This window comes from Rhodococcus sp. MEB032 (genome assembly GCF_030208925.1).
Classification (GTDB): domain Bacteria; phylum Actinomycetota; class Actinomycetes; order Mycobacteriales; family Mycobacteriaceae; genus Rhodococcus_F; species Rhodococcus_F qingshengii.
Genome location: NZ_JARVSY010000001.1, coordinates 205584 through 226133, shown reverse-complemented (window position 1 = coordinate 226133; position 20550 = coordinate 205584). Strand labels below are relative to the sequence as shown.

Annotated in this window: 18 protein-coding genes; 7 read left to right on the top strand and 11 right to left on the bottom strand. The window is 62.4% G+C overall.

Annotation, left to right across the window (positions count from 1 at the left end; all coding sequences use genetic code 11):
- Positions 1-3: 3 nt before the first annotated feature.
- Entirely contained in the window at positions 4-1623 is a 1620-nt protein-coding gene (locus QRN54_RS01040) for a PucR family transcriptional regulator (protein ID WP_003945928.1), read from the top strand.
- 71 nt (positions 1624-1694) lie between these two features.
- On the opposite strand, the gene QRN54_RS01035 is transcribed toward QRN54_RS01040, so the two are convergent.
- The 3 genes from QRN54_RS01035 to QRN54_RS01025 form a co-directional block, all read right to left on the bottom strand.
- Entirely contained in the window at positions 1695-2591 is an 897-nt protein-coding gene (locus QRN54_RS01035; RefSeq protein ID WP_007734380.1) for a serine hydrolase, read from the bottom strand.
- Between the two features lie 156 nt (positions 2592-2747).
- Positions 2748-3383, bottom strand: coding sequence for a ScbR family autoregulator-binding transcription factor (locus QRN54_RS01030; RefSeq protein WP_064074149.1), 636 nt, complete (start codon positions 3381-3383; stop codon positions 2748-2750).
- Positions 3384-3621: 238 nt separating this feature from the next.
- A complete protein-coding gene (locus QRN54_RS01025; RefSeq protein ID WP_042449536.1) occupies positions 3622-4050 on the bottom strand; it encodes an HIT family protein in 429 nt (142 codons plus the stop codon).
- An 87-nt stretch (positions 4051-4137) separates the two neighbouring features.
- Here QRN54_RS01025 and QRN54_RS01020 point away from each other — a divergent pair, with 87 nt between their 5' ends.
- Both QRN54_RS01020 and QRN54_RS01015 read left to right on the top strand, forming a co-directional pair.
- A complete protein-coding gene (locus tag QRN54_RS01020; RefSeq protein ID WP_007734387.1) occupies positions 4138-5379 on the top strand; it encodes a bifunctional glycosyltransferase family 2/GtrA family protein in 1242 nt (413 codons plus the stop codon).
- Positions 5376-7547, top strand: coding sequence for an ArnT family glycosyltransferase (locus QRN54_RS01015; RefSeq protein WP_285181460.1), 2172 nt, complete (start codon positions 5376-5378; stop codon positions 7545-7547). Before QRN54_RS01020 ends, QRN54_RS01015 begins: the two co-directional genes overlap by 4 nt.
- An 85-nt stretch (positions 7548-7632) precedes the next feature.
- On the opposite strand, the gene QRN54_RS01010 is transcribed toward QRN54_RS01015, so the two are convergent.
- The 6 genes from QRN54_RS01010 to QRN54_RS00985 form a co-directional block, all read right to left on the bottom strand.
- On the bottom strand, positions 7633-8937 hold the full coding sequence (locus tag QRN54_RS01010; RefSeq protein ID WP_285181459.1) for an HNH endonuclease signature motif containing protein: 1305 nt from the start codon (positions 8935-8937) through the stop codon (positions 7633-7635).
- Positions 8938-9007: 70 nt separating this feature from the next.
- The gene (locus QRN54_RS01005) at positions 9008-9655 is read right to left on the bottom strand and encodes an ABC transporter ATP-binding protein (protein ID WP_003945821.1); all 648 of its coding nucleotides are present in this window, start codon (positions 9653-9655) and stop codon (positions 9008-9010) included.
- Position 9656: 1 nt separating this feature from the next.
- On the bottom strand, positions 9657-10574 hold the full coding sequence (locus tag QRN54_RS01000; protein WP_285181458.1) for an oligopeptide/dipeptide ABC transporter ATP-binding protein: 918 nt from the start codon (positions 10572-10574) through the stop codon (positions 9657-9659).
- Positions 10571-11392, bottom strand: a complete 822-nt coding sequence (locus QRN54_RS00995) for an ABC transporter permease (RefSeq protein WP_070162105.1) — start codon at positions 11390-11392, stop codon at positions 10571-10573. Before QRN54_RS00995 ends, QRN54_RS01000 begins: the two co-directional genes overlap by 4 nt.
- Positions 11385-12419 (bottom strand): ABC transporter permease, encoded by a 1035-nt coding sequence (locus tag QRN54_RS00990; protein WP_003945754.1) that lies wholly within the window; start codon positions 12417-12419, stop codon positions 11385-11387. The genes QRN54_RS00995 and QRN54_RS00990 overlap by 8 nt, the downstream gene beginning before the upstream one ends.
- Positions 12416-14038, bottom strand: coding sequence for an ABC transporter substrate-binding protein (locus QRN54_RS00985; protein ID WP_285181457.1), 1623 nt, complete (start codon positions 14036-14038; stop codon positions 12416-12418). The genes QRN54_RS00990 and QRN54_RS00985 overlap by 4 nt, the downstream gene beginning before the upstream one ends.
- A 171-nt stretch (positions 14039-14209) precedes the next feature.
- Between QRN54_RS00985 and purD the strand changes: the two genes are divergently transcribed.
- Both purD and QRN54_RS00975 read left to right on the top strand, forming a co-directional pair.
- Positions 14210-15466 carry a phosphoribosylamine--glycine ligase gene (gene purD, locus QRN54_RS00980; RefSeq protein ID WP_007734401.1) on the top strand — a complete coding sequence of 419 codons (1257 nt, stop codon included), beginning with the start codon at positions 14210-14212 and terminating at the stop codon, positions 15464-15466.
- Between the two features lie 152 nt (positions 15467-15618).
- Positions 15619-17277 (top strand): GMC oxidoreductase, encoded by a 1659-nt coding sequence (locus QRN54_RS00975; protein WP_054188022.1) that lies wholly within the window; start codon positions 15619-15621, stop codon positions 17275-17277.
- Between the two features lie 74 nt (positions 17278-17351).
- Here the strand turns inward: QRN54_RS00975 and QRN54_RS00970 are convergent, their stop codons facing one another.
- Entirely contained in the window at positions 17352-17864 is a 513-nt protein-coding gene (locus QRN54_RS00970) for a MarR family winged helix-turn-helix transcriptional regulator (RefSeq protein WP_231917207.1), read from the bottom strand.
- A 42-nt stretch (positions 17865-17906) separates the two neighbouring features.
- Here QRN54_RS00970 and QRN54_RS00965 point away from each other — a divergent pair, with 42 nt between their 5' ends.
- A complete protein-coding gene (locus QRN54_RS00965; protein ID WP_285181456.1) occupies positions 17907-18989 on the top strand; it encodes an ABC transporter substrate-binding protein in 1083 nt (360 codons plus the stop codon).
- Here the strand turns inward: QRN54_RS00965 and QRN54_RS00960 are convergent.
- Entirely contained in the window at positions 18925-19758 is an 834-nt protein-coding gene (locus tag QRN54_RS00960) for a phosphatase PAP2 family protein (protein ID WP_285181455.1), read from the bottom strand. The two genes, QRN54_RS00965 and QRN54_RS00960, sit on opposite strands and share 65 nt — an antisense overlap.
- 117 nt (positions 19759-19875) lie before the next feature.
- Here QRN54_RS00960 and QRN54_RS00955 point away from each other — a divergent pair, with 117 nt between their 5' ends.
- Entirely contained in the window at positions 19876-20550 is a 675-nt protein-coding gene (locus tag QRN54_RS00955) for a response regulator transcription factor (RefSeq protein ID WP_064111838.1), read from the top strand.

Below are 20550 nucleotides of genomic sequence, written 5' to 3'. Positions count from 1 at the left end.
GACGTGGGCACCGTACGACCTCGCATCAGTTTGGTGCGGCTTCTCGAAGACGTGGGAACTACGGTGCTGAATCCGGTTGTCGGCGACCCGGAGGCGGTCCAGGAGATCGCCTCGGTGGTCATTCACGACCCCGACGACGACTCACCCTCGACACCGGACTCCATGGTGCTGCTCGTCGGCGTCACCGGAGGCGAACGTATCGCGGAGTCCGTGGCCGGCCTGGCCGAGCGCGGAGTACGCGTGGTGGTCGCGCGAGTGACCACCGAGGTCAGCGATGCGGACCGCGAATCCGTCATCGCCTCGGGCGTCGTGCTGTTGGCCTTGGCGCGTGGCGTCTCGTGGGTTCAGCTGACAAGCCTGCTTCATTCGGTGCTCTCGGCCCGAAACGAAGTCGGGCACATCCACTCACGCGGAGGCGGCCCGGCCGGCGATCTGTTCGCCTTCGCCAACGCTGTCAGCGCACTTCTCGATGCGCCGATCACGATCGAGGACCGCAGCTCACGGGTCATCGCCTTCTCCGGCCGCCAGGAAGAAGGAGACGGTCCACGTATCGCGACCGTTCTGGAGCGGCAAGTTCCTGACCAGTACATTCGAGTGCTCGAAGAGGCCGGGGTCTTCGACCGGCTCTATCGCAGCGACGATCCGGTGTGGGTCTCGGCCGAGACCCTCGGTACCAAAATGGGTCGTATCGCCGTGTCCATCAGAGCCGGCGACGAGTTCCTCGGCTCCATGTGGGTGGCAACCGGTGAGCCGATGTCCGACGACCGGATGCGTGCTCTGCGCGATTCAGCCGGGTTGATCGCGCTGCAGATGTTGCGGTTGCGCGGCGGCGCCGACGCCGAGCGCCGACTGCGCGCAGACCTGATCGCAACCCTTCTCGACGGTGGGTCAGGTGCGGTCGACGCGATGAATCGCCTCGGCCTCGGGACCGGCCCCGCACTCGTGATGGCTTTGGGTCGTAGGTCTTTCGAAGGATCGTCGAAGCCGGACGATGCCGCCCACGTGGTGCGACTGACCGACGCTCTGGCCATGCACCTCGGCGCCGTCCACTCGCAGTCGGCGGCAGCCTTGGTCAACGGAACCGGCTACGCGGTGCTGTCTGTACGAGGGCATTCCCCGGCCGAAGCCGAGTTGCAGGCGTTCCGTGTGGCCTCGGACTTCCTGGACCGCACCGGAGCGTCCGGCGACACGATCATCGGGATCGGCCGGGTCGTGACCAGACCGGCGCAGCTGAGCCGATCGAAGCGCGACGCCGAACATGCCCTCGAAGTGTTGTTGGCGGGACGAGCGTCGGGCAGCGTCGCCACCTTCAGTAGCGTCCACGTCGATGCCATCCTGTTGGAGATCGCGTCGGAAGCTGCAGCCGAAGGGTTCTCGGACCTCGGACCGATCGAGGCGATCGCCAGCCACGACGCCGCTCATGCGACCTCGTTCGTGGACACTCTCGATGCGTGGCTCAACGCGTTCGGTGATGTCGGTGACGCCGCGGCGTCATTGCACGTGCACCCCAACACCTTTCGATATCGCCTCAGCAAGTTGAAGGGTATGGCCGCGTTGGATCTCGACGACCCCAACGTCCGCTTCCGGTTGATGGTGCATCTTCGTCTGCGCGGTCCACGCTAGCTCGAAAGCCGAAAAATGCGGGTCGCACTGATTTCTCAGCGCGACCCGCATTCTTTGTCAGTGGGTTCGGATCAGCTGTTGTTGCGAAGTGCTTCGACAGCGATGCGGCCGACGGTTCCGATGGAGGCGTCGATCTTCGGGGCGCGGTGGGTGAGCTCGTGGGACTTGGTGAAGACACCGACGGCGTAACGCTTGCCGTCCGGGTACGCCACGACGCCGGCCTCGTTTCGTACCAGTCCCAGCGTTCCGGTCTTGGCGGCGACAGTGACCTCGTCGGGGAAACCGGACGAAAGGCGGTGCGGCCAGACCTGCTTGCTCATGATGGTTCGGACCTCTTCACAAGCCGATGCGGGGCCGGCTTCATCCCTCCAGATTGCAGCCAGCAACATTGTGATCTCACGAGGAGTACTGGAATTGGAGCGGGCGGGATCCATGACGGAAATTGTCCGAAGAATTTCGATGGGGGGCATTTCCAGCAAGGTGCCCTTGTCGACGCCGAGGTCGTCGTAGACCGTCTTGAAGAGGCCTCGGCAGTCACGGACCAAGTTGGTCTTCTCCAAACCGAGCCCGCGCAGCGTTGCGACGATGTTGTCGAGTCCGAGACGCTCGTACAAGAAATCCGTGGCGGCGTTGTCGCTGAAGCTCATCATGAGCAGAGCGAGGTCTCGCCAGCTTGCAGTCACGTCGTCGGCGCAGCCGCCGATACCGATGCCGCCGGAGCGGAACTCGGCGGTCACCGTGGCGTGCTCGGTCGGATCAAGGGTGCCTGCCGCTACTTCACGGGCGTACTGAAGCACAACAGGAATCTTGAAAACGGAGGCGAGGATGACACCTTCGTCCGCGCCGTAGCCGAACTCTTCGCCGGAATCGATGTCGCGTGCGTGGACGTAGGCATCGGTCTTCGCTTCGGCGAGTACAGCAGCGATCTCCTGCTGTGCGCTCTCAACGTACGTGGCGGTTTCGGTCATTCGAGAAGCCCTTTCGTCGGTATCCATGTATCTGGGTTATTCGTGGATCTGACGATAGTGAGTCGACGACGGGGGGTCTTGTACGAATCGACGAAGGTTGGCGCACGGTTCGGTGCTGATACGCCGAATCATCCGGGCGTCGGGGTGTTCTCCGGATCAGGACGCATAAGTTTCGAGGCGACATCCGACCAGTTCGGCGACGTCGCTGCGTCGCTTGTCGGAGACCACGCCTGCCAACAGGAGGGTGAACAATTCGTCGATACGGTCGTTCAAATCGCTTCGTCTGGTGAGCACGTTCGAAACCAGTTGAACGCCGGTGAATGCCGAGATCACTACGCGACCCACCGATTCCGGCTCCACATCGTCGCGGATGTCGCCTTCGAGCTTCGCGGCCTCGGCCAGTTTTCGAAGCTCGCGGATCCACGCGACGTACGGGCCTTGCGAACCGTCGGCAGAGGCCAACTCGAGGGTAAGTCGGATTCCCGCACGAACAATAGGCTCTGCGACGAGTTGGCGGCCCATCTCGTGGCACACCATGACGAGCTGTTCCAGTGCCGGTGCGCCTGTGGCTGCAACTGCGGTGAAGGCACTGATCGAGATCTGGTGCTGTTCTTCGATCACCGCCTGAGCCAGTTCGTCTTTGGACGAGAAGTGAAAATAGACCGCGCCCTTGGTCATCTGCGCCGCGGACACGATGTCATTCATGCTCGTGCTGCCGTACCCCGTGACTTCGAACCGATCAGCAGCACCTTGAAGAATCTGTCGGCGACTGATCTTGGCACGTTCCTGCATTGCTCCCTTGTCCTCCGACTGTTAACACGTGAACCAGTTTTAGGGCCCTAGGTCCCGGACCAGCGACCCACGGTAGCAGCGAATCTCGTGCTCGCGCGACAGCGCGAAACGGACTGTTCGGTGTGCAATCGCAGGTCACGGTCGGTAGGAGCGACAAATGCGACCGCCGCAACCTCCGTTGGAGGCTGCGGCGGGGAGTCCAGTTATCGGCCAGCGAAATTCGGTCGAAGGTATGCGATCAACGAGTCGAGACAGTTGCCTCGAAGCCGAGGTCGCGTAGCGCCGACTTGAGTTTGGTCTGTGCCTCGTCGAGAGATTCGGGTGACGGCGAGGTGTCGGCGCCACTGATGTCGAAGTTCCCCATGTCGTATGCGGGGAAAACATGAACGTGAAGATGCGGAACTTCCAGACCTGCGATGAGGAGACCCGACCGAGGCGCGTCGAACGCCTTCCGCACGGCTTGGCCGAGGTTGCGGGCAACAGCGGTGACCTTGGCAAAGAGTTCAGGATCCACGTCCTGCCACTGATCGACCTCGGCTCGCGGAACCACAAGCACGTGGCCCTGCGTTACCGGCGCGATGGTCAAGAACGCGACGACGTCCTCGTCCTCCCACACGAAACGTCCTGGTAGATCCCCGTTGATGATGGCACTGAAGACTGAAGGCATACCCCGAGATTAGCCCGCGTCCGGTTGCCAGGAAACTCCCAGGCTGGACGCAGGTTCGTCGGAGCCGGCCCGACAAATCTAGGACGCATGACGACAGAAGCCATGCAGACCGCGGGCAGCACGGACGCAGAGGAGGTCTCCGCGACGACTGTAGTGCTGGACGTGGTCGTCCCGGTATACAACGAAGAGGCAGGCCTCGAGACGTGCGTGCGGCGCCTGCGCCGGCATTTACGCACGCAGGTGCCATTCTCTGCACGAATTACCATCGCGGACAACGCCAGTGTCGACGGCACGTTGGCACTGGCACGTTCCCTCGCCGAAGAATTCGACGACGTCCGGGTCGTCCACCTGGATGCGAAGGGTCGTGGTCGAGCACTGCGGCAGGTATGGAGCGACTCCGATGCCGACGTGGTCGCGTACATGGACGTCGACCTCTCGACCGACCTCAACGCCCTGATGCCGTTGATTGCTCCGTTGCTCTCCGGACACTCGGACATCGCCATCGGTTCCCGGCTGGCACGATCGTCCCGCGTGGTGCGCGGCCCCAAGCGTGAGTTCATCTCACGTAGCTACAACCTCATCCTCCGAAGCGCACTGCATGCTCGCTTCTCCGACGCCCAGTGCGGATTCAAAGCCATGCGCGTCGATGTTGCACGGCAACTACTTCCGCTGGTGGAGGACACCGGGTGGTTCTTCGATACCGAATTGCTGGTGCTGGCCGAGCGAGCGGGCATGCGGATTCACGAGGTCCCTGTCGACTGGGTGGACGACCCGGACAGTCGGGTGGACATCATTGCCACGGCAGTTGCCGACCTCAAAGGTGTGGTCCGTGTCGGGCGAGCACTGTCTACCGGTTCCCTTCCATTGGCCGAGCTCAGGGCAAGTTTCGGACGTGAACCGTTGGTTCCCGGAGTTCCACGAGGAATGGTCGGGCAGCTCTCGCGCTTTGCCGTGGTGGGAGTCATTTCGACGCTCGCGTACGCGCTGCTCTACCTCGCTCTGCACTCGATCATGGGTGCGCAGTGGGCCAACGCCGTCGCATTGCTGGTGACCGCGGTATTCAACACCGCCGCCAACCGGGCCTTCACCTTCGGGATCCGAGGGTCGGAAGGATCCGCTCGTCACCAGATGCAGGGCCTGCTCGTGTTCGGGTTCGGTCTACTGCTCACCAGCGGATCGTTGTTCGTGCTCGACGTCATGGCGCCCGATGCTTCCAAGCACGTGGAGCTTGCCGTACTCGTCATCGCCAATCTTGTTGCCACAGTCAGTCGATTCATCGCACTGCGCTGGGTGTTTCGCACCGCACAATCCGTAGGAGCCAATCGATGACCGCCACTGCAGAGACACTCGCCGCGCCGCTGCCGGCGCCGGAACCGCAACGTCAGGTGCGCTGGGAACCGTGGGCGCTGGGAGTGTTGTTAGTGGGCACCGGAGTTGCCTACATCTGGGGCCTGGGCGCGTCCGGATGGGCCAACTCGTTCTATGCCGCTGCGGTACAGGCAGGTTCGGTGTCGTGGAAGGCTTTCTTCTTCGGCTCCTCGGACGCTGCAAACTCGATCACCGTCGACAAGCCGCCCATGTCCCTGTGGTTGATGTCGCTGTCGGTTCGCATCTTCGGACTCAATTCCTGGGCGATGTTGGTGCCGCAGGCACTCCTCGGGGTCGGATCGGTTGCACTGTTGTGGGGAACGGTTCGACGGTATTTCGGTGCGGCCGCCGGCCTCCTCGCGGGCCTGGTACTTGCGCTCACACCCGTAGCGGCGCTGATGTTCCGGTTCAACAACCCGGATGCTCTGCTGGTGCTCCTGATGATCGCAGCAGTGTGGGCGATGATGCGCGCCGTGCAGGACGGCCGCACCCGCTGGCTCGTGTTGGTCGGTATCTTCTGCGGATTCGGTTTCCTGACAAAGCAATTACAGGTCATGTTGGTAGTTCCACCGCTGGCGCTCACCTATCTGATCGCCGGACCGCCGAAACTGGGTAAGCGCGTACTCCAACTGTTCGCGGCACTGGGCGGACTGATCGTTTCCGCCGGATGGTGGTTGGCAATCGTCGAACTGTGGCCGGCCGACTCGCGTCCGTGGATCGGTGGTTCACAGAACAATTCGATTCTCGAACTGACGCTCGGCTACAACGGGCTCGGGCGCTTGAGCGGCAACGAGACCGGAAGCGTCGGCGGCGGCGGAATGCGCGGTGCTGGTGATGCCGCGGCCGGCGCTGCTGCGGGCGGTTTCCCCGGCGCTGCTGCGGGCGGTTTCCCCGGCATGGGCGAGGCCGCAGGTGGTATGGCAGGGGGAGGTATGGCACCAGGTGGTGGGGCCGGCGGTGGTATGTGGGGGAGTACCGGCATTACCCGACTGTTCGAATCGGCCCAGGGCGGACAGATCGCCTGGTTGATTCCTGCTGCACTGATACTTCTGGCGGCTGGAATCGTGCTGCGAGGCAGGGCACCCCGCGCTGATACACAGCGCGCGTCATTCATCGTCTGGGGACTGTGGCTGTTGGTGACCGGACTGACCTTCAGTTTCATGGCGGGAATCTTCCACGCCTACTACACCGTTGCGCTGGCGCCGGCGATCGCCGCGCTGATCGGTTCAGGATCGGTAGTGGCGTGGCGTCATCGTGACGTCCTCTGGGTTCGCATCATTCTGGCGGTGTCCTTGGCCGCAACCGTCGCGATGGCGTGGGTACTGCTCGGACGCTCGCCTTCGTTCGTACCGTGGCTTCGCTGGACCATTCTGGTGGTCGGCATCGTCAGTGCCGTGGCAGTGCTGATTCCGGCAGTGACGCGAGGTCGATCGGCTGTGGCAGTGATTCTCGCAGCGATCTTCACCGGTCTGGCAGGTCCGACTGCATACGCGATCGACACGATCAACACTCCGCATACCGGTTCCATAGTTTCGGCCGGACCGAGCGTCGAAGGTGGAATGGGTGGGCCCGGCGGTGGCCGCGGAGGCTTCGGTGGATTCGGTGGCACGGCTGATGGCGGTAACCGTCGGACTGACGGGGCTGGGACCGGAATGCCGGGCACGCCCCCTGTAGGAATGGGTCAGATGCCCGGTGGTGCAACAGTTCCGGGCGGTACCACGCCGACCACCGACGGGACGCGAGGCGCAATGGGAGGCGGTGCCGGTGGTCTACTGCAGGGCAGCACGCCGGGAGCCGCTGTTGTGTCCACTCTCGAAGAGAACTCCGATCAGTTCACGTGGGTAGCCGCGGCAATCGGGTCCAACAGCGCATCGGGTTATCAGCTTGCGACGCAGTCACCGGTCATGGCTATCGGAGGGTTCAACGGGAGCGATCCGTCGCCGACGCTCGCGCAGTTCCAGCAGTACGTGGCAGAGGGCAAGATTCACTTCTTCATCGCCGGCGGTGGGATGGGTGGCGGTATGAACGCCGAAGGCACCGCTACCGCTATCTCGACGTGGGTGACCGAAAACTTCACCGCCACAACGGTGGACGGAGTAACCCTCTACGACTTGACGGTTGCAGGCTGACCATAATGAACGCACGCCAGGTCCGCATCGGAGGTGCTTCCTCCGATGCGGACCTGGCGTGAAGTTGTATGCCTGAGGTTCGTCCTCAGGTTTTGAAGGTGGTGTTCGCCGGCCGCGGTTGCTGGCCGGGGTCGATCGAGGGTGGTGGGATGAACCAGGGTTTGTTGTCGGCGCCGATGCGGATTTTCCATTTCCCGACGAACCCGGATTTGCGGTGCATCAGCCGGTGATGTGAACGGCACAGCAGGACCAGGTTGTTCATCACCGTCGGGCCGCCGTTCGCCCAGTGCCGGATATGGTGCGCATCAGTCCAGGCCGGTACACATGTGCAGCCGGGGAACGCGCAGCCTCTGTCCCGGGCGATCAACGCCACTCGCTGTTCGGCGGTGACCAATCGTTTTCCTGGTTGCGCATCCAACGGCGCGCCGTGACTGTCGAGCAGGACGGTGGACAGGAAACAATCACAGCCGAGGAGTCTGGTCTGCGACACGGACAGTGGTCCGAGCCAGGGCATGTGCCCGACATCGAGATCCGACTGAGACTCTTCACCATCAGCAGTGGAGGGTGTTGCGGCGCAGTCACGGTGCTCAGCGAGATCACGCGCGTTGATGTGCACGTTCACGTGCGGGCGTTGGCCACCATCGGTACCGGTTTTCGCGCAGTCCAAATACCGGCGGATCAGTTCCGTGAACCCGTCCGCCGTGCGTTTCGCCGCCGACCTAGAATCCGGGGTTCCATCGGGTGCCGGGGTGGGCATCGTCAGGTTCGATAACGCGGAGAGCAGCATTTCGCCGGTGAGGGCGTCGAAATCGCCGCGCACCACCACCCGGCCATTCAACGTCGACGCGATCCGGAGCTCGTTCCGGTCGACGTCTTCGGCGGGCGGAATCTCATCGGACTCGAACAACCGCTCCAACGTCGCGATTACATTCCGCACCTTCGTGGTCGTCGCTTCCACACCCGACGCAGCAGCCAACAACAAATCGATGCACTTCGGTAATGCCTCCTCCGGCATGCCTTTAGGTGGTGACTCGCAGAACGCCACGATCAACACCGCGTGCTCGAACGAGCAATCCCCATCATCGAAGCCTGCCGCCACCGCCGGAAATGGCCGCAACGCTGCACCCAGGGCGGCGATCTTCTTCCCGTCCCGAACCTGCAGCATCGTGTTCGCCGCCAACCATGACCCGACTCGACGGCTGGCAATCACCTGATCATCCGGGCGCAACGACAGTTCGTCCACCACCGCCACCCGCACCGCTTCCAGGCGCAGAATCTCCGCACTCGCCGACACCGCAGCAGCACGCAACTCGGCAGCAGTCAACCGCCACAGGCGTCCGCGTAACCCCACCGCAGAACCAGACACCACGTCCGACAACAAGACACTCATTGAATCCCCCGATCCCCTGCCCAAATCATACTCGAACATACGTTCGGGTCAAGGGTCGATTTCGCAGGGGCTAAGCGCTGATACTGTCGAGGTCGTGGACCACGTCGCAGCAGGCGCCGAGTAATTCGCGATCATGGCTGATGAGTAATACACCGACGCCGGTTTCGGCGGCGCGACTCTCGATCAACCGAATGAGCGCGGCCGTCGTGGCGGCGTCGAGCATCGCCGTAGCCTCGTCACAGATGAGGTATTTCGGTTGTTGCGCCAGCGATCTCGCCAGGCAGGCGCGCTGTAGTTGGCCGTCGCTCACCTGGTGTGGTCTGCGCGACAAGAGATCGGGAGTGAGGCCCACTTCTGCTGCCAGCGCGGCCACATCGATTGACCTACTGGCAATGTCACCGGGTTGGCCGATGATCGAGGCGAGCGTCTGCCGAGGGTCGGTTGATGCGCGAGGTGACTGAAACAGCATGGACACCGTGCCGCGTAGTGCCGCGGGTACCGAGAATTTGGTACCCACAACGGGTGATCCGTCGATCCGCACTTCGCCTGACCACGGTGCATCCAGCGAAGCGAGAATCCTTGCAAGTGTTGATTTTCCGGTGCCCGAAGGCCCGGTCAGGCCGATCAGCTTTCCCGACGGAATCTCGAGCGAGACGTTCTCGAGAACTGGCCGGTTGCGACGGTAACCGCTGGTGATTCCCAGAGCTTGCAGACTCATGTCAGCCCACCTTCCGCAGCGTTCGGTACGTGCGGTCACCCAATGTGACGAGTTCGGTCGGGCCACCGGATTGTTTCGACTCCGGGCGTCGTAGGTGATAGACGCACTCCTCGGGGAGATCGGTGAGTTGCGGTGGCGATCCCGGCATGGGAGTCAAACCTCTGGAAGGTAAGGCGCCGAGAAGGTCTCGGGTGTAATCGTGAAGCGGATCTTGGAACACCAGCGCGGCCGGACCGGTCTCCATGATGCGTGATGCGTACATGACGGCAAGTCGATCCGCGACACCGTTGCGGGTAAGGGATGCCAGGTCATGGGTGATGAGCAGGACCGCCGCTCCGGCGTCCGCGCACTCTCGAAGTAATCCCATGACGTGGTCGGTGAGTTCGCGGTCGAGGTTGGCGGTGGGTTCGTCTGCGACGATCACCGACGGATTCCCGGCCAGCGCACCGGCAATGGCCACGCGTTGCGCCATGCCGCCCGACAGTTCGTGCGGGTAGCAGTCCAGGGCCGACGGTTCGAGTCCGACGCGAAGTGCCAAGGCATCGCAAGTGTGATAGCTGCCGAGTGCGTCGATCGTCTCCTGTAGCTGCGATCGCGCAGTGCGGACGGGGGTGAGATGTGTTGCGGCGGATTGTGGAACGAGAGCCACGTGCCGCCCACGGAACGCGGTGCCGGAGAAGACGTCGATCTCGAGGTCCGGTGTTCCGACGGTGACCGTTCCGGTTCGAGAAGCATTCGGCGGCAACATGTTCATGACCGAGGTGGCGATGATCGACTTGCCACACCCCGATTCCCCGACAAGTGCGGTCACCGTGCCGGCTGGAACGTCGAGGTCGATGTCGCTCGCAGCGTGAACTACCGATCCTCCGAGTAGAGGGATCCTGACGGTGAGAGATTCGATGCGCAGGCCGTGGTTCACAGTCGCAACTCCGAAGGTCGAGGGGGCGTGAGCATCGACCGCAGGGCCGAACCGGCGACGGCAACTGCGACGGTGGCGATCACGAGAACTGCGGCGGGGAATACCAGCGTCCACCAACCGCCGAGGAGCAGAGAACTGCGTGCCTCTTCGAGAAGCGTCCCGAGACTGGGCTTGTGCGGGGGAAGGCCGAATCCCAGGAAGGACAACGTCGATTCGTGCCAGACGGCGTGGGGCAGCAGGAGAACGACTGCGATCAAAGCCTGCGGCGCCGTCGCCGGCACGAGGTGGCGCATGATCACGTGACGTCGACTGGCTCCCGCGAGAATGGCGGCGTCGATGTAGGGACGCTCGCGCAGACTCAAGATCTCGGAGCGGATGATCCGGGCCACTTGGGTCCAGTGGGTCAGTGCGATCGAAAGCACGATGGCGGCAATGCTTCCACGGAACATCGCGACGATGACGATGCCGAGCAACAGGTGGGGGAGTGCGTTGACGGCATCGGTGCCGCGCATGACGAACCTGTCCACCCAGCCGCCGACCAGTCCGGCCGTAGTGCCGACGGCGACGCCGATCACCGTGGCGAGCAGCGCGCAGGCGAGTGCGATCAGGAGTGAGGTTCTGATGCCTGCAGCTATGCGCACGAACAGATCTCGGCCCGCCGAGTCAGTTCCGAACGGGTGATCGAACGACGGAGCCAGGCGAGCCGCCGAGAAGTCTGTGACTCGGTCGTCGACGTCGGCCAACCATGGGACCAACGCCGCGTACAGCGCCACGAGGATCAGCACGCCGACGGCGATCTTGAAGCGTCGTTCAGCCATCGGTACTCACTCTCGGGTCGAGTACTGCAACGAGGACGTCGGCAATCAGTGAGCCGAGCATGACCGTCAATGTCGTACCGACGGTGAGGAACGCGAGCAGTGCCATGTCGAGGTCACGGGCTGACGAGACGATGGCGCCGGCGATCCCTGGCCAACTGAAGACCTCTTCCACCAGCACTGCCCCGACTATCAGCTCGGGCAGTCGCACGCCGACGATGTTCACGAAAGGCGCCAGTGAGGTCGGCAGTATGTGGCGTTTCGTGATGGTCGGCGTCGGGATTCCGCGTGCTACGGCGCCCGCGACAAATCCCTCACTTTTCGAACCCACGACGGATTCTCGGACCGCGAGTAGGAGCCACGGCATCTGCGAGATGGAGAGGACCGTCACCGGTAGGACCAAGTGCCGGATCACCTGTCCCGGTGTGGGATCGGCACCCCCGTCGGTCAACCCGGCGACCGGGAGCCAGCCGAGAGTCAACGCGAAGAGCGCGATGGCACCCAGCGACAAGACAAACGGCGGAAGTCCTTGGACCACGACGCTCAGCCCGGACACGGTCTTGTCCAAGAATCCTCCACTGCGGATTCCGGCGAGAACACCGAGTGTCAGCGAGGCGAGAATCGCGATGAGGAGTGAGATACCGACCAGCAGCAGGGTCCATGGCAGACGCTCGGAGATAACTTGGGAAACAGGCTGATTGAACGATCTGGAGATCCCGAGATCACCGGTGAACACGCCCTGGAGCCAATTCCAGTACGTGCTGTACCAGGGGTTGTCGAAACCCATCTGATCGGCGATCAACGCTTTGTCCGCGTCGCTGGTCGTCATGTATCGCGTGCCCAGGTAGCCGACAAGTGGATCGAACGGTGAGATCGCGGCGGCGGCAAAGAGTCCCGCGGACACCACGGCGATCACCGGCACGATGAACAACACCCGCCGACCGACCATCGTGAGGATGGCCTTTCGGCGGGAGTTGCCACGGTGGCCGAGCGATTGCCGCGCGTCTACCCGAACGTCGACCGCTGTCATTGCCCTCTGGCCCACGTCTGCAGTGACCACCACGGGCCCCAGGTCACACCGTGTGAGTGTGGCTCGAGTACAGGTCCGGACATCTGCCAGTCGGAATCCTTCGAAACGTACGTATGGTCGAGGAATACGAGGATGACAAATCCGGGATCCTCGACGTACGCCTGCTGCACGTCGCGATACGCGGCGTCACGCGTTGCCTGATCCAGGCTGCGGCGTCCTACTTCCAGGCCTGCGTCGACTGCTGGATTGGAGTAGTCGCTGGCGTTGTCGTAGATGCTGCCGACCCCGGGCGCTATGTACTTCGAGTTCAGCGCGTCGTACGCCTGCGTGTCTGGATCGAAAGGTTCGTCTCCACCACCGAGAAGCGTCGAATCCTGGTTGATTCGAGGGTCTATGCGGTCCCAGGAGAGCGCTTCGAGATCCACCTCGATGCCGACAGCGAGAGCATCGGAGGCAAATGCCTGAGCGAGATCACGTCGAACGGTGTCGACGGAGTTGTACATGATCGTGAACTGCGCCCGCTGACCGTCTTTCGAACGGATTCCGTCGGCACCTTCGATCCAGCCCGCTTCGGTGAGAATTCGCTCGGCATCGGCCGGGTCGTAGGCGAAGGTTGCGTTCGGGTTGTACGAATCGCCGTAGACCTCGGGGATCGGAGTGGCGGCGACGCGGCCGTGTCCGCCCAGGACGTTGTCGATCATCGACTGGCGATCGGCGGCGAGGTTGAGCGCCATCCGTACGGCTTTGTCGCCTGCCACGGGATTGTTCGTCGGAAGTGAGAGACCGCGCCAGTCCGCTGACTGATGGGCAGTCACCGACATGTTGTCTTTGCCCGAGAACGTATTGGCAAGCAGTGGAGGGAGATTGGTTCCGTCGATCTCGCCGGATACCATACGTTGGGCGCGGGTGTTGTCGTCCGGAACGTAGAGGAGAGTGAGCTTCTTGATCTCCGGTGCACCGTCCCAGTAGTTCTCGTTCGCCTCGAAGACCGCTCGATCCGGTGAGAGATCGACGAGTGTGTACGGACCCGTACCGACAGGCGCGGTGTTCAACGGCGATTCGGCGGCCAGTCCGGGTGTCGCGAGGGATTCCGACGGGACCATGCCGATCAGCATCTTCGTCAGCAGGGGCGCATACGAGTAGGCGAGACGAAACTCGACTGTGCTGTCGTCGACGGCCACGACGTCGCTGATCATGTCGTACGACGAACGCGCTTCGGAGGCGGAAGCGGGATCGAGGATCGCCTTGTACGTGGCAACCACGTCGGCGGCGTCGAAGGTCGACCCGTCGGAGAAGGTGACGCCGTCACGTAGCTTGACCGTCCAGACTGTCGCGTCGGCATTGGCAGTGGGCATCTCCGCGGCCAGAGACGGCTCGAATCCCGGCATGCCGGTCCCTCCGGTGAGCCGGACGAGGCCGTCGTACATCTTGGCCTCACCGGCAGCGCCGAAGCCTGCGACCGGGTTGTAGCCGCCCAGCTCGTAGCCGTCGGCCAAGACCAGGCCGTCGTTGTTGCCCGAGGATTCGGTGCCAGTCGGGCTACTGCACGACGTGATCAGAAGTGCGCCGATTGCGGCGGTTGCGGTGAGCGTCAGAACGCCTGGTTTGTGGAGTTTCACGGGTGTCCTTTCCTTGGTGGACAGGTGTACGAAAACATCTGTTCACCTATTCAGGTATTCATATGATCTCATCTCGAAACGGATATTTCGCACAAAGGCCGAACGCTGGGACCTTGGCCCCGCCAGTGGCACTCCGAGAGCCCTGTTATCGCAGGCCGTAGTCTGTTCACCGTGCGCGTACTAGTAATCGGCTCCGGAGCCCGTGAACATGCCCTCCTTCTCTCTCTTGCTCGCGATCCAGGTGTCACGGCCCTGATCTGCGCGCCTGGCAATGCCGGGATCGCAAAAATCGCCGAGCAGCACCCCATCGACGTCGCTTCGGGTGACGCGGTTACCGCGCTGGCCCAGAAGGTCGAAGCCGACCTCGTCGTCATCGGACCCGAGGTTCCGCTGGTCCTCGGTGTCGCAGACGCGGTGCGCGCAGCAGGTATCGCCTGCTTCGGGCCTTCGGCCGACGCCGCCCGCATCGAGGGATCGAAGGCTTTCGCCAAGGACGTGATGGCTGTCGCCGGCGTCAAGACCGCTCACAGCGAGATCGTCGACAATCCGGCCAAGCTCGACGAAGCACTCGACCGCTTCGGTCCCAACTGGGTGGTCAAGGACGACGGACTGGCCGCGGGTAAGGGCGTAGTCGTCACGACGGATCGTCTCGCCGCGCGCGATCATGCCGCAGAACTGCTCGAGACCGGACACCCGGTTCTCCTCGAGTCCTTCCTCGACGGTCCGGAAGTTTCGCTCTTCTGCCTCGTCGACGGCGAAACTGTGATCCCGCTGCTCCCGGCTCAGGACCACAAGCGAGTAGGCGACGGAGACTCCGGACCCAACACCGGCGGCATGGGCGCGTACACCCCATTGCCGTGGCTGCCCGACGAGATGGTCACGCAGATCGTCGACGACGTCGTCAAGCCTGTCGCTGCCGAGTTGGTCGCGCGCGGTAGCAGTTTCTCCGGCCTTCTCTACGCCGGTCTGGCGATCGGTGTCGACGGCCCGGCCGTCGTCGAATTCAACTGCCGGTTCGGTGACCCCGAAACTCAGGCCGTGCTTGCTCTCCTCGAAACGCCGCTGGGCGGTCTACTCAATGCGGCCTCGACCGGAACACTCGATTCGGTCGGTCCGTTGCAGTGGCGCGACGGTTCCGCTGTCACGGTCGTGATTGCCGCGGAGAACTACCCGTCAACCCCACGCACCGGCGACGTGATCACCGGAGCCGACGCCGACGGAGTCCTGCACGCCGGTACCAAGAAGCGTGAAGACGGTGCCGTCGTCTCGGCCGGCGGGCGTGTGCTGAGTGTTGTCGGAGTGGGCAAGGATCTGACCGAAGCTCGCGACGACGCCTACGCAAAGATCGCCGACGTCAAGCTTCCCGGCGGTCATTTCCGCAAGGACATCGGACTCGGCGCCGTCGAAGGTCGCATCTCAATTCCCTGACTCGTTCTTTCGGAGGGCCGGTGAACTTTCTGTTCATCGGCCCTTTTCATGGAAAATCAACGGTTCCTCGAAGTTACCCACGAGTATGGACTTCTCGTTCGGTTTCTCCCGGTATATCTCAGCGCGGGGGTCACGGAAAGAGAAGGGCACACTTGAGCATTCGCGCTGGATCCAACGAACGGCACGCACGTACCAATTCCACGCTCTCGCGTAGAAACTTCTTGGCAGCAACAGGATTAGCTGTGGGGGCCGCCGCACTCTCGTCCTCGTGGACCACGGCGGCCGCTGCGCCCAGACGAGCATTGAACGACGGAGACCGTGTCCCCGCGCTCGTGATCGGCAGTGGATACGGCGGTGCCGTTGCGGCACTTCGCCTGACACAGGCCGGTATCGACACGCACATGGTCGAGATGGGGAAGTCGTGGACCACACCAGGGTCCGACGGCAAGATCTTCTGCCCGATGCTCTCGCCCGACGGTCGGTCCTTCTGGCTCAGAGACCGTACAGTTCAACCGGTTTCACACTTCTCCGGCGGCTCGGTGGACAAGAACATCAGCCGCTACGTCGGTGTTCTCGACGCCGAGGACTTCGGCGGGATCAAGGTCTACCAGGGCCGAGGGGTCGGCGGTGGGTCGCTGGTCAACGGCGGTATGGCCGTCACACCCAAGCGTAACTATTTCGAAGAGATCCTGCCCGGTGTCGATTCCAACGAGATGTACTCGACGTATTTCCCGCGCGCGAACGCTGCGCTCGGAGTCAACAACATCGACCCGGCCTGGTTCGAATCGACCGAGTACTACAAGTTCGCGCGGACGGGGCGAAAGACCGCTGAGAGATCCGGTTACACAACAACGTTCGTGCCGAATGTCTACGACTTCAACTACATGAAGCAAGAAGCTGCCGGCCAGGTCACCAAGTCCGCTCTGGTCAGTGAGGTCATCTACGGCAACAATGCCGGAAAGAAATCTCTGGACAAGACGTACCTCGCTGCGGCATCCGCCACCGGCAAGCTCACCATTTCAGCTCTGCACGTCGTGACCTCGGTTTCCCCGGCCGCGACCGGCGGTGGCTATCAAGTGGTGATGAACCAGATCAACGAGCAGGGCAATACCGTCGGCACCAAGACAGTGACGGCGGACAAGGTCTTCTTCGCGGCCGGCAGTATCGGGACCAGCAAGCTCCTGGTCGCGATGAAAGCGCAAGGGCAGCTGGCGAATTTGCCGGGTGCAGTTGGACAGGAATGGGGTCACAACGGCAACGTGATGGTGGGCCGCGCCAATCACATGTGGGACGCCACCGGTGCGAAGCAGTCCGCGATCCCCGTGATGGGTATCGACAACTGGGCCGACACATCCGCTCCCGTCTTTGCGGAAATCGCACCCTTCCCGGCCGGTACCGAACTGTGGGTCAGCCTGTACTTGGCGATTGCCAAGAATCCGCAACGTGCTCAGTTCCAATTCAACTCGGCAACAGGCAAAGTCGGATTGAACTGGCAGCGCTCGCAGAACCAGCCGTCGATCGACATGGCGAAGAAGCTCTTCGACAAGATCAACAAGAAGGAAGGCACGATCTACCGGACCGACCTCTTCGGCCCGACGCAGACGTGGGGCGATCAGTTGACGTACCACCCCCTCGGCGGTTGTGTGCTCGGCAAGGCGACCGACGGCTACGGTCGACTCCCGGAGTACCCGGGTCTGTACGTCATGGACGGATCCCTCGTACCGGGCAATGTGGGAGTCAATCCGTTCGTCACCATCACCGCTCTGGCCGAACGGAATATCGAGAACATCATTGCGAACGACATGAACTAGGGCGGTAACTCGTCAGCAGGTGCGGTGCGGTGCGGCAGGTGCTGCACCGCACCGCTTCTGTGTGTCCCGGAGTGTCACCGCGGTGCGTGATCTCGCAATGATCGATTGACTCGGTCGAGGATACCGACGGCAGTGGTCAATGTGTCGAGGTCGCCCTCGTCGAGGGCCGCCAATTCTTCGGCGAGAACGCCGATGCGTAGTTCGGATCGACGGTCTCGTCGCGCGCTTCGCTCGTCCTTCACGAAAAGTGTGCTCACTCGGCCGTCCGTGGGATCGGGTCGCCGCTCGATCAGGTCTTTGTCGGAGAGGATGCGCACCAGCGTGCTGACGGTGTTCGGGCGTCTGGAGAGGCGATCGGCCACGGCCCCGATGCGAGTGCCCGGATGGTGTGCGACATCGTGAAGTACTTCGGATTGTGCCTCTGGCAGAGTCGCGTCGGTACCCGACGTATCCATGTATTCCCGCAGCGCTCGACGCAATTCGAACGCCGCAGCGATGAGTGATCTCGATGCTTCTTCCGCGGTGGGCACGCGATCGGAGTAGCGATCGACCTCGTGTGATCCACGCCCTGGAACTGTATCTGACACAGATATAGTTTACAGTTCTTCAGAGGGTAGGGTCACCTAACCATGACGGAAGATGAAGCTGTCATGCCGCACGACGTACGGGACACGATCATGAATTTTCGAAAGAAGTCACGCAGTGTAATGCTGATCGGCGCACTGACATTGGTGGCAGCTCTCAGTGGCTGCTCGAGCGAGGACGCGTCGCCCACAGATGCCGAGATCAGTGCGTCGGCTCCGGCGGACTCTGCGTTTGTCGCTCCGCGAGAAGTCCCGGTTGGAATGGGGAGCGGAAAGTCGGACGGCGAGTTCCCTCGTACCGTCTCACACTTCAAAGGGGACACCACGATCGAATCGCAGCCCGAAAAGGTTGTCGTCATCTCGACCGGGCAAGCAGATGCTCTCCTGTCGCTCGGTGTCGTGCCCGCAGGTTCGACGCGTGGTGACGGTGCGGACCTGGTGCCTCCGTACTTGTTGTCTGCATACCCCGAATTCCGTACTCAGCTAAGTGATGTCGTTGACGCAGGTGGACGCTTCACACCGAATTTCGAAGCGATCGTCACGCTCGATCCTGACCTGATCTTGATGAATGTTGCAGGAAAGGACGCTGATTCGCTGTACGACCAGCTTTCTGCCATCGCACCCACGGTGGCAACACAGGGAACCGGCGTCTACTGGAAGCAGGACTTCCTGCTGGTTGCCGACGGGGTAGGTAAGACGCAGCAGGCGACGGTACTGCTGGATACCTTCAATACCGATGCCGCGGCCCTCGGTGCTTCCCTCTCGTCGCCGCCGACGGTGTCGTTCACGCGCCAGAACGGAAATCGTCTGCGCATCTTCGGTATTCCTTCGTTCACCGGCAGTATCGCCGAGGATGCCGGCTTGACCCGTCCGCAGTCGCAGCAGTTCGACGACACTTCCCGAGACATCAGTGAAGAAGAGTTGAACGTGGCGGACGCCGACTGGATCTTCTACGGCGTGCAGGGCGGGGACCCGGCGACATTGACGAACGCGCCGTTGTGGGCGCAGTTACGTGGTGTGGTCGCCAACCATGCCGTCGCTGTTGACGATGACGTCTTCTACCTCAATACCGGGCCGACTGCGGCTCGTGAAGTGCTGAAGGTTCTGCAGAGCGCATTGCAGCAGTAGTCGATTCAGCTTGGTTGTGAGTGCCGACGAATCGGAAGAGGGCTCCACCCGCCGTGACGGCAAGCGTCGCGAGAATGGCTCCGGCGATGACGTCGGTGAGCCAGTGCGCACCCAAGTAGAGGCGAGTCAGCGCGACGACGACGGTGACCGTCACGGCGAGGAGCATCAGAAGGCGTTTGACGGCCGGTGTTCGGTCGACGCTCGCAACGAGAACGGCAATGCCGAACAGCGCTGCTGTGCCCGTCACGTGACCGGAGGGGAACGAGTGGCCGGTCTCGAGAAGAACCTGGATGTTGGTCGGCGGACGTTCGCGACCGACGAGCGCTTTGATTACCGTGCTGGCGACCGCCGCCCCGCCAACGGTTCCGATCACGATCAAGCCCGGAACGACCGAACGCGCTCGCCATGAGATGAGCACTCCGCTGGTGATCCCGAGTAGCGCGGTGGCGACCGGGCTACCGAGATCTGTGACGGCGACCGCGATCTGGTTCAGGGCGCCGCTCCGATGATCGACCATCCAGTCGGTCACCGGCCCGTCGAAGCTCGTCAACCACCCGCTTCCATACACCTGGATCGACAGCGTCACCAGTGCAAGCACGAGTCCGCACGTGCGAAGGGCTGTAGACCGAACGCTGGAAGCTCGGTAGATCGAACCGAACGCGAACAGAGCTGCGGCCACCACGATTGCGGCAACCGCGATCTCTGCGGTGGTGCTCTCGGTCAGGACTTCGGTGACCACGTTTCGCACGGTCGACACAGTTGCAGGCATGAATGCAGTGTGACGAGCCGAAGCTGAAGAAACGCTGAACGGAACTCGGCTCTGGGTCTACCGTCTGCTCTACTGGGTGCATCCGAACAACTGCGTGGCGACGAAACGGGGCCGGTGGTGCGAGTACTGGTGGTCGAAGACGAAGTGCGCTTGGCCGAGACGATCCGGCGGGGATTGGTGGCCGAGGGATTCGTGACCGCGGTCGAACTCAACGGTGACGACGGATTCGCGACTGCGTGCAGTGACGAATTCGACGTGATCGTTCTCGACATCATGTTGCCGGGCAAACACGGGTACGACATCGTGCGGGATCTACGCGCCCGGGAGATCTGGACGCCGATCCTCATGCTCTCGGCAAAGGACGGCGAATACGACCTGGCTGATGCATTCGATCTCGGCGCCGACGACTACCTGGTCAAGCCATTCTCGTTTGTCGTGTTTCTCGCTCGGCTGCGCGCACTGGTGCGTCGCGGCGCTCCACAACGTCCGGCGATACTCTCCGTTGGAGACCTGTCCCTCGACCCGGCCAAACATCAGGTGAGCAGAGCGGGAATCGAATTGACCCTGACGCCAAGGGAGTACAGCGTTCTCGAATTCTTGATGCGCAACAATGGTGTGGTGGTCACGAAGACCGAGATCGTTCGCTCTGTCTGGGACACCAACTACGAAGGTGACGAGAACATCGTCGAGGTGTATATCGGTTACCTTCGTAAGAAGCTCGACCTCCCGTTCGGAACTCAGAGCATCGAAACGGTCCGAGGCGTCGGGTACCGCTTTGTCGGCACTGCCTGA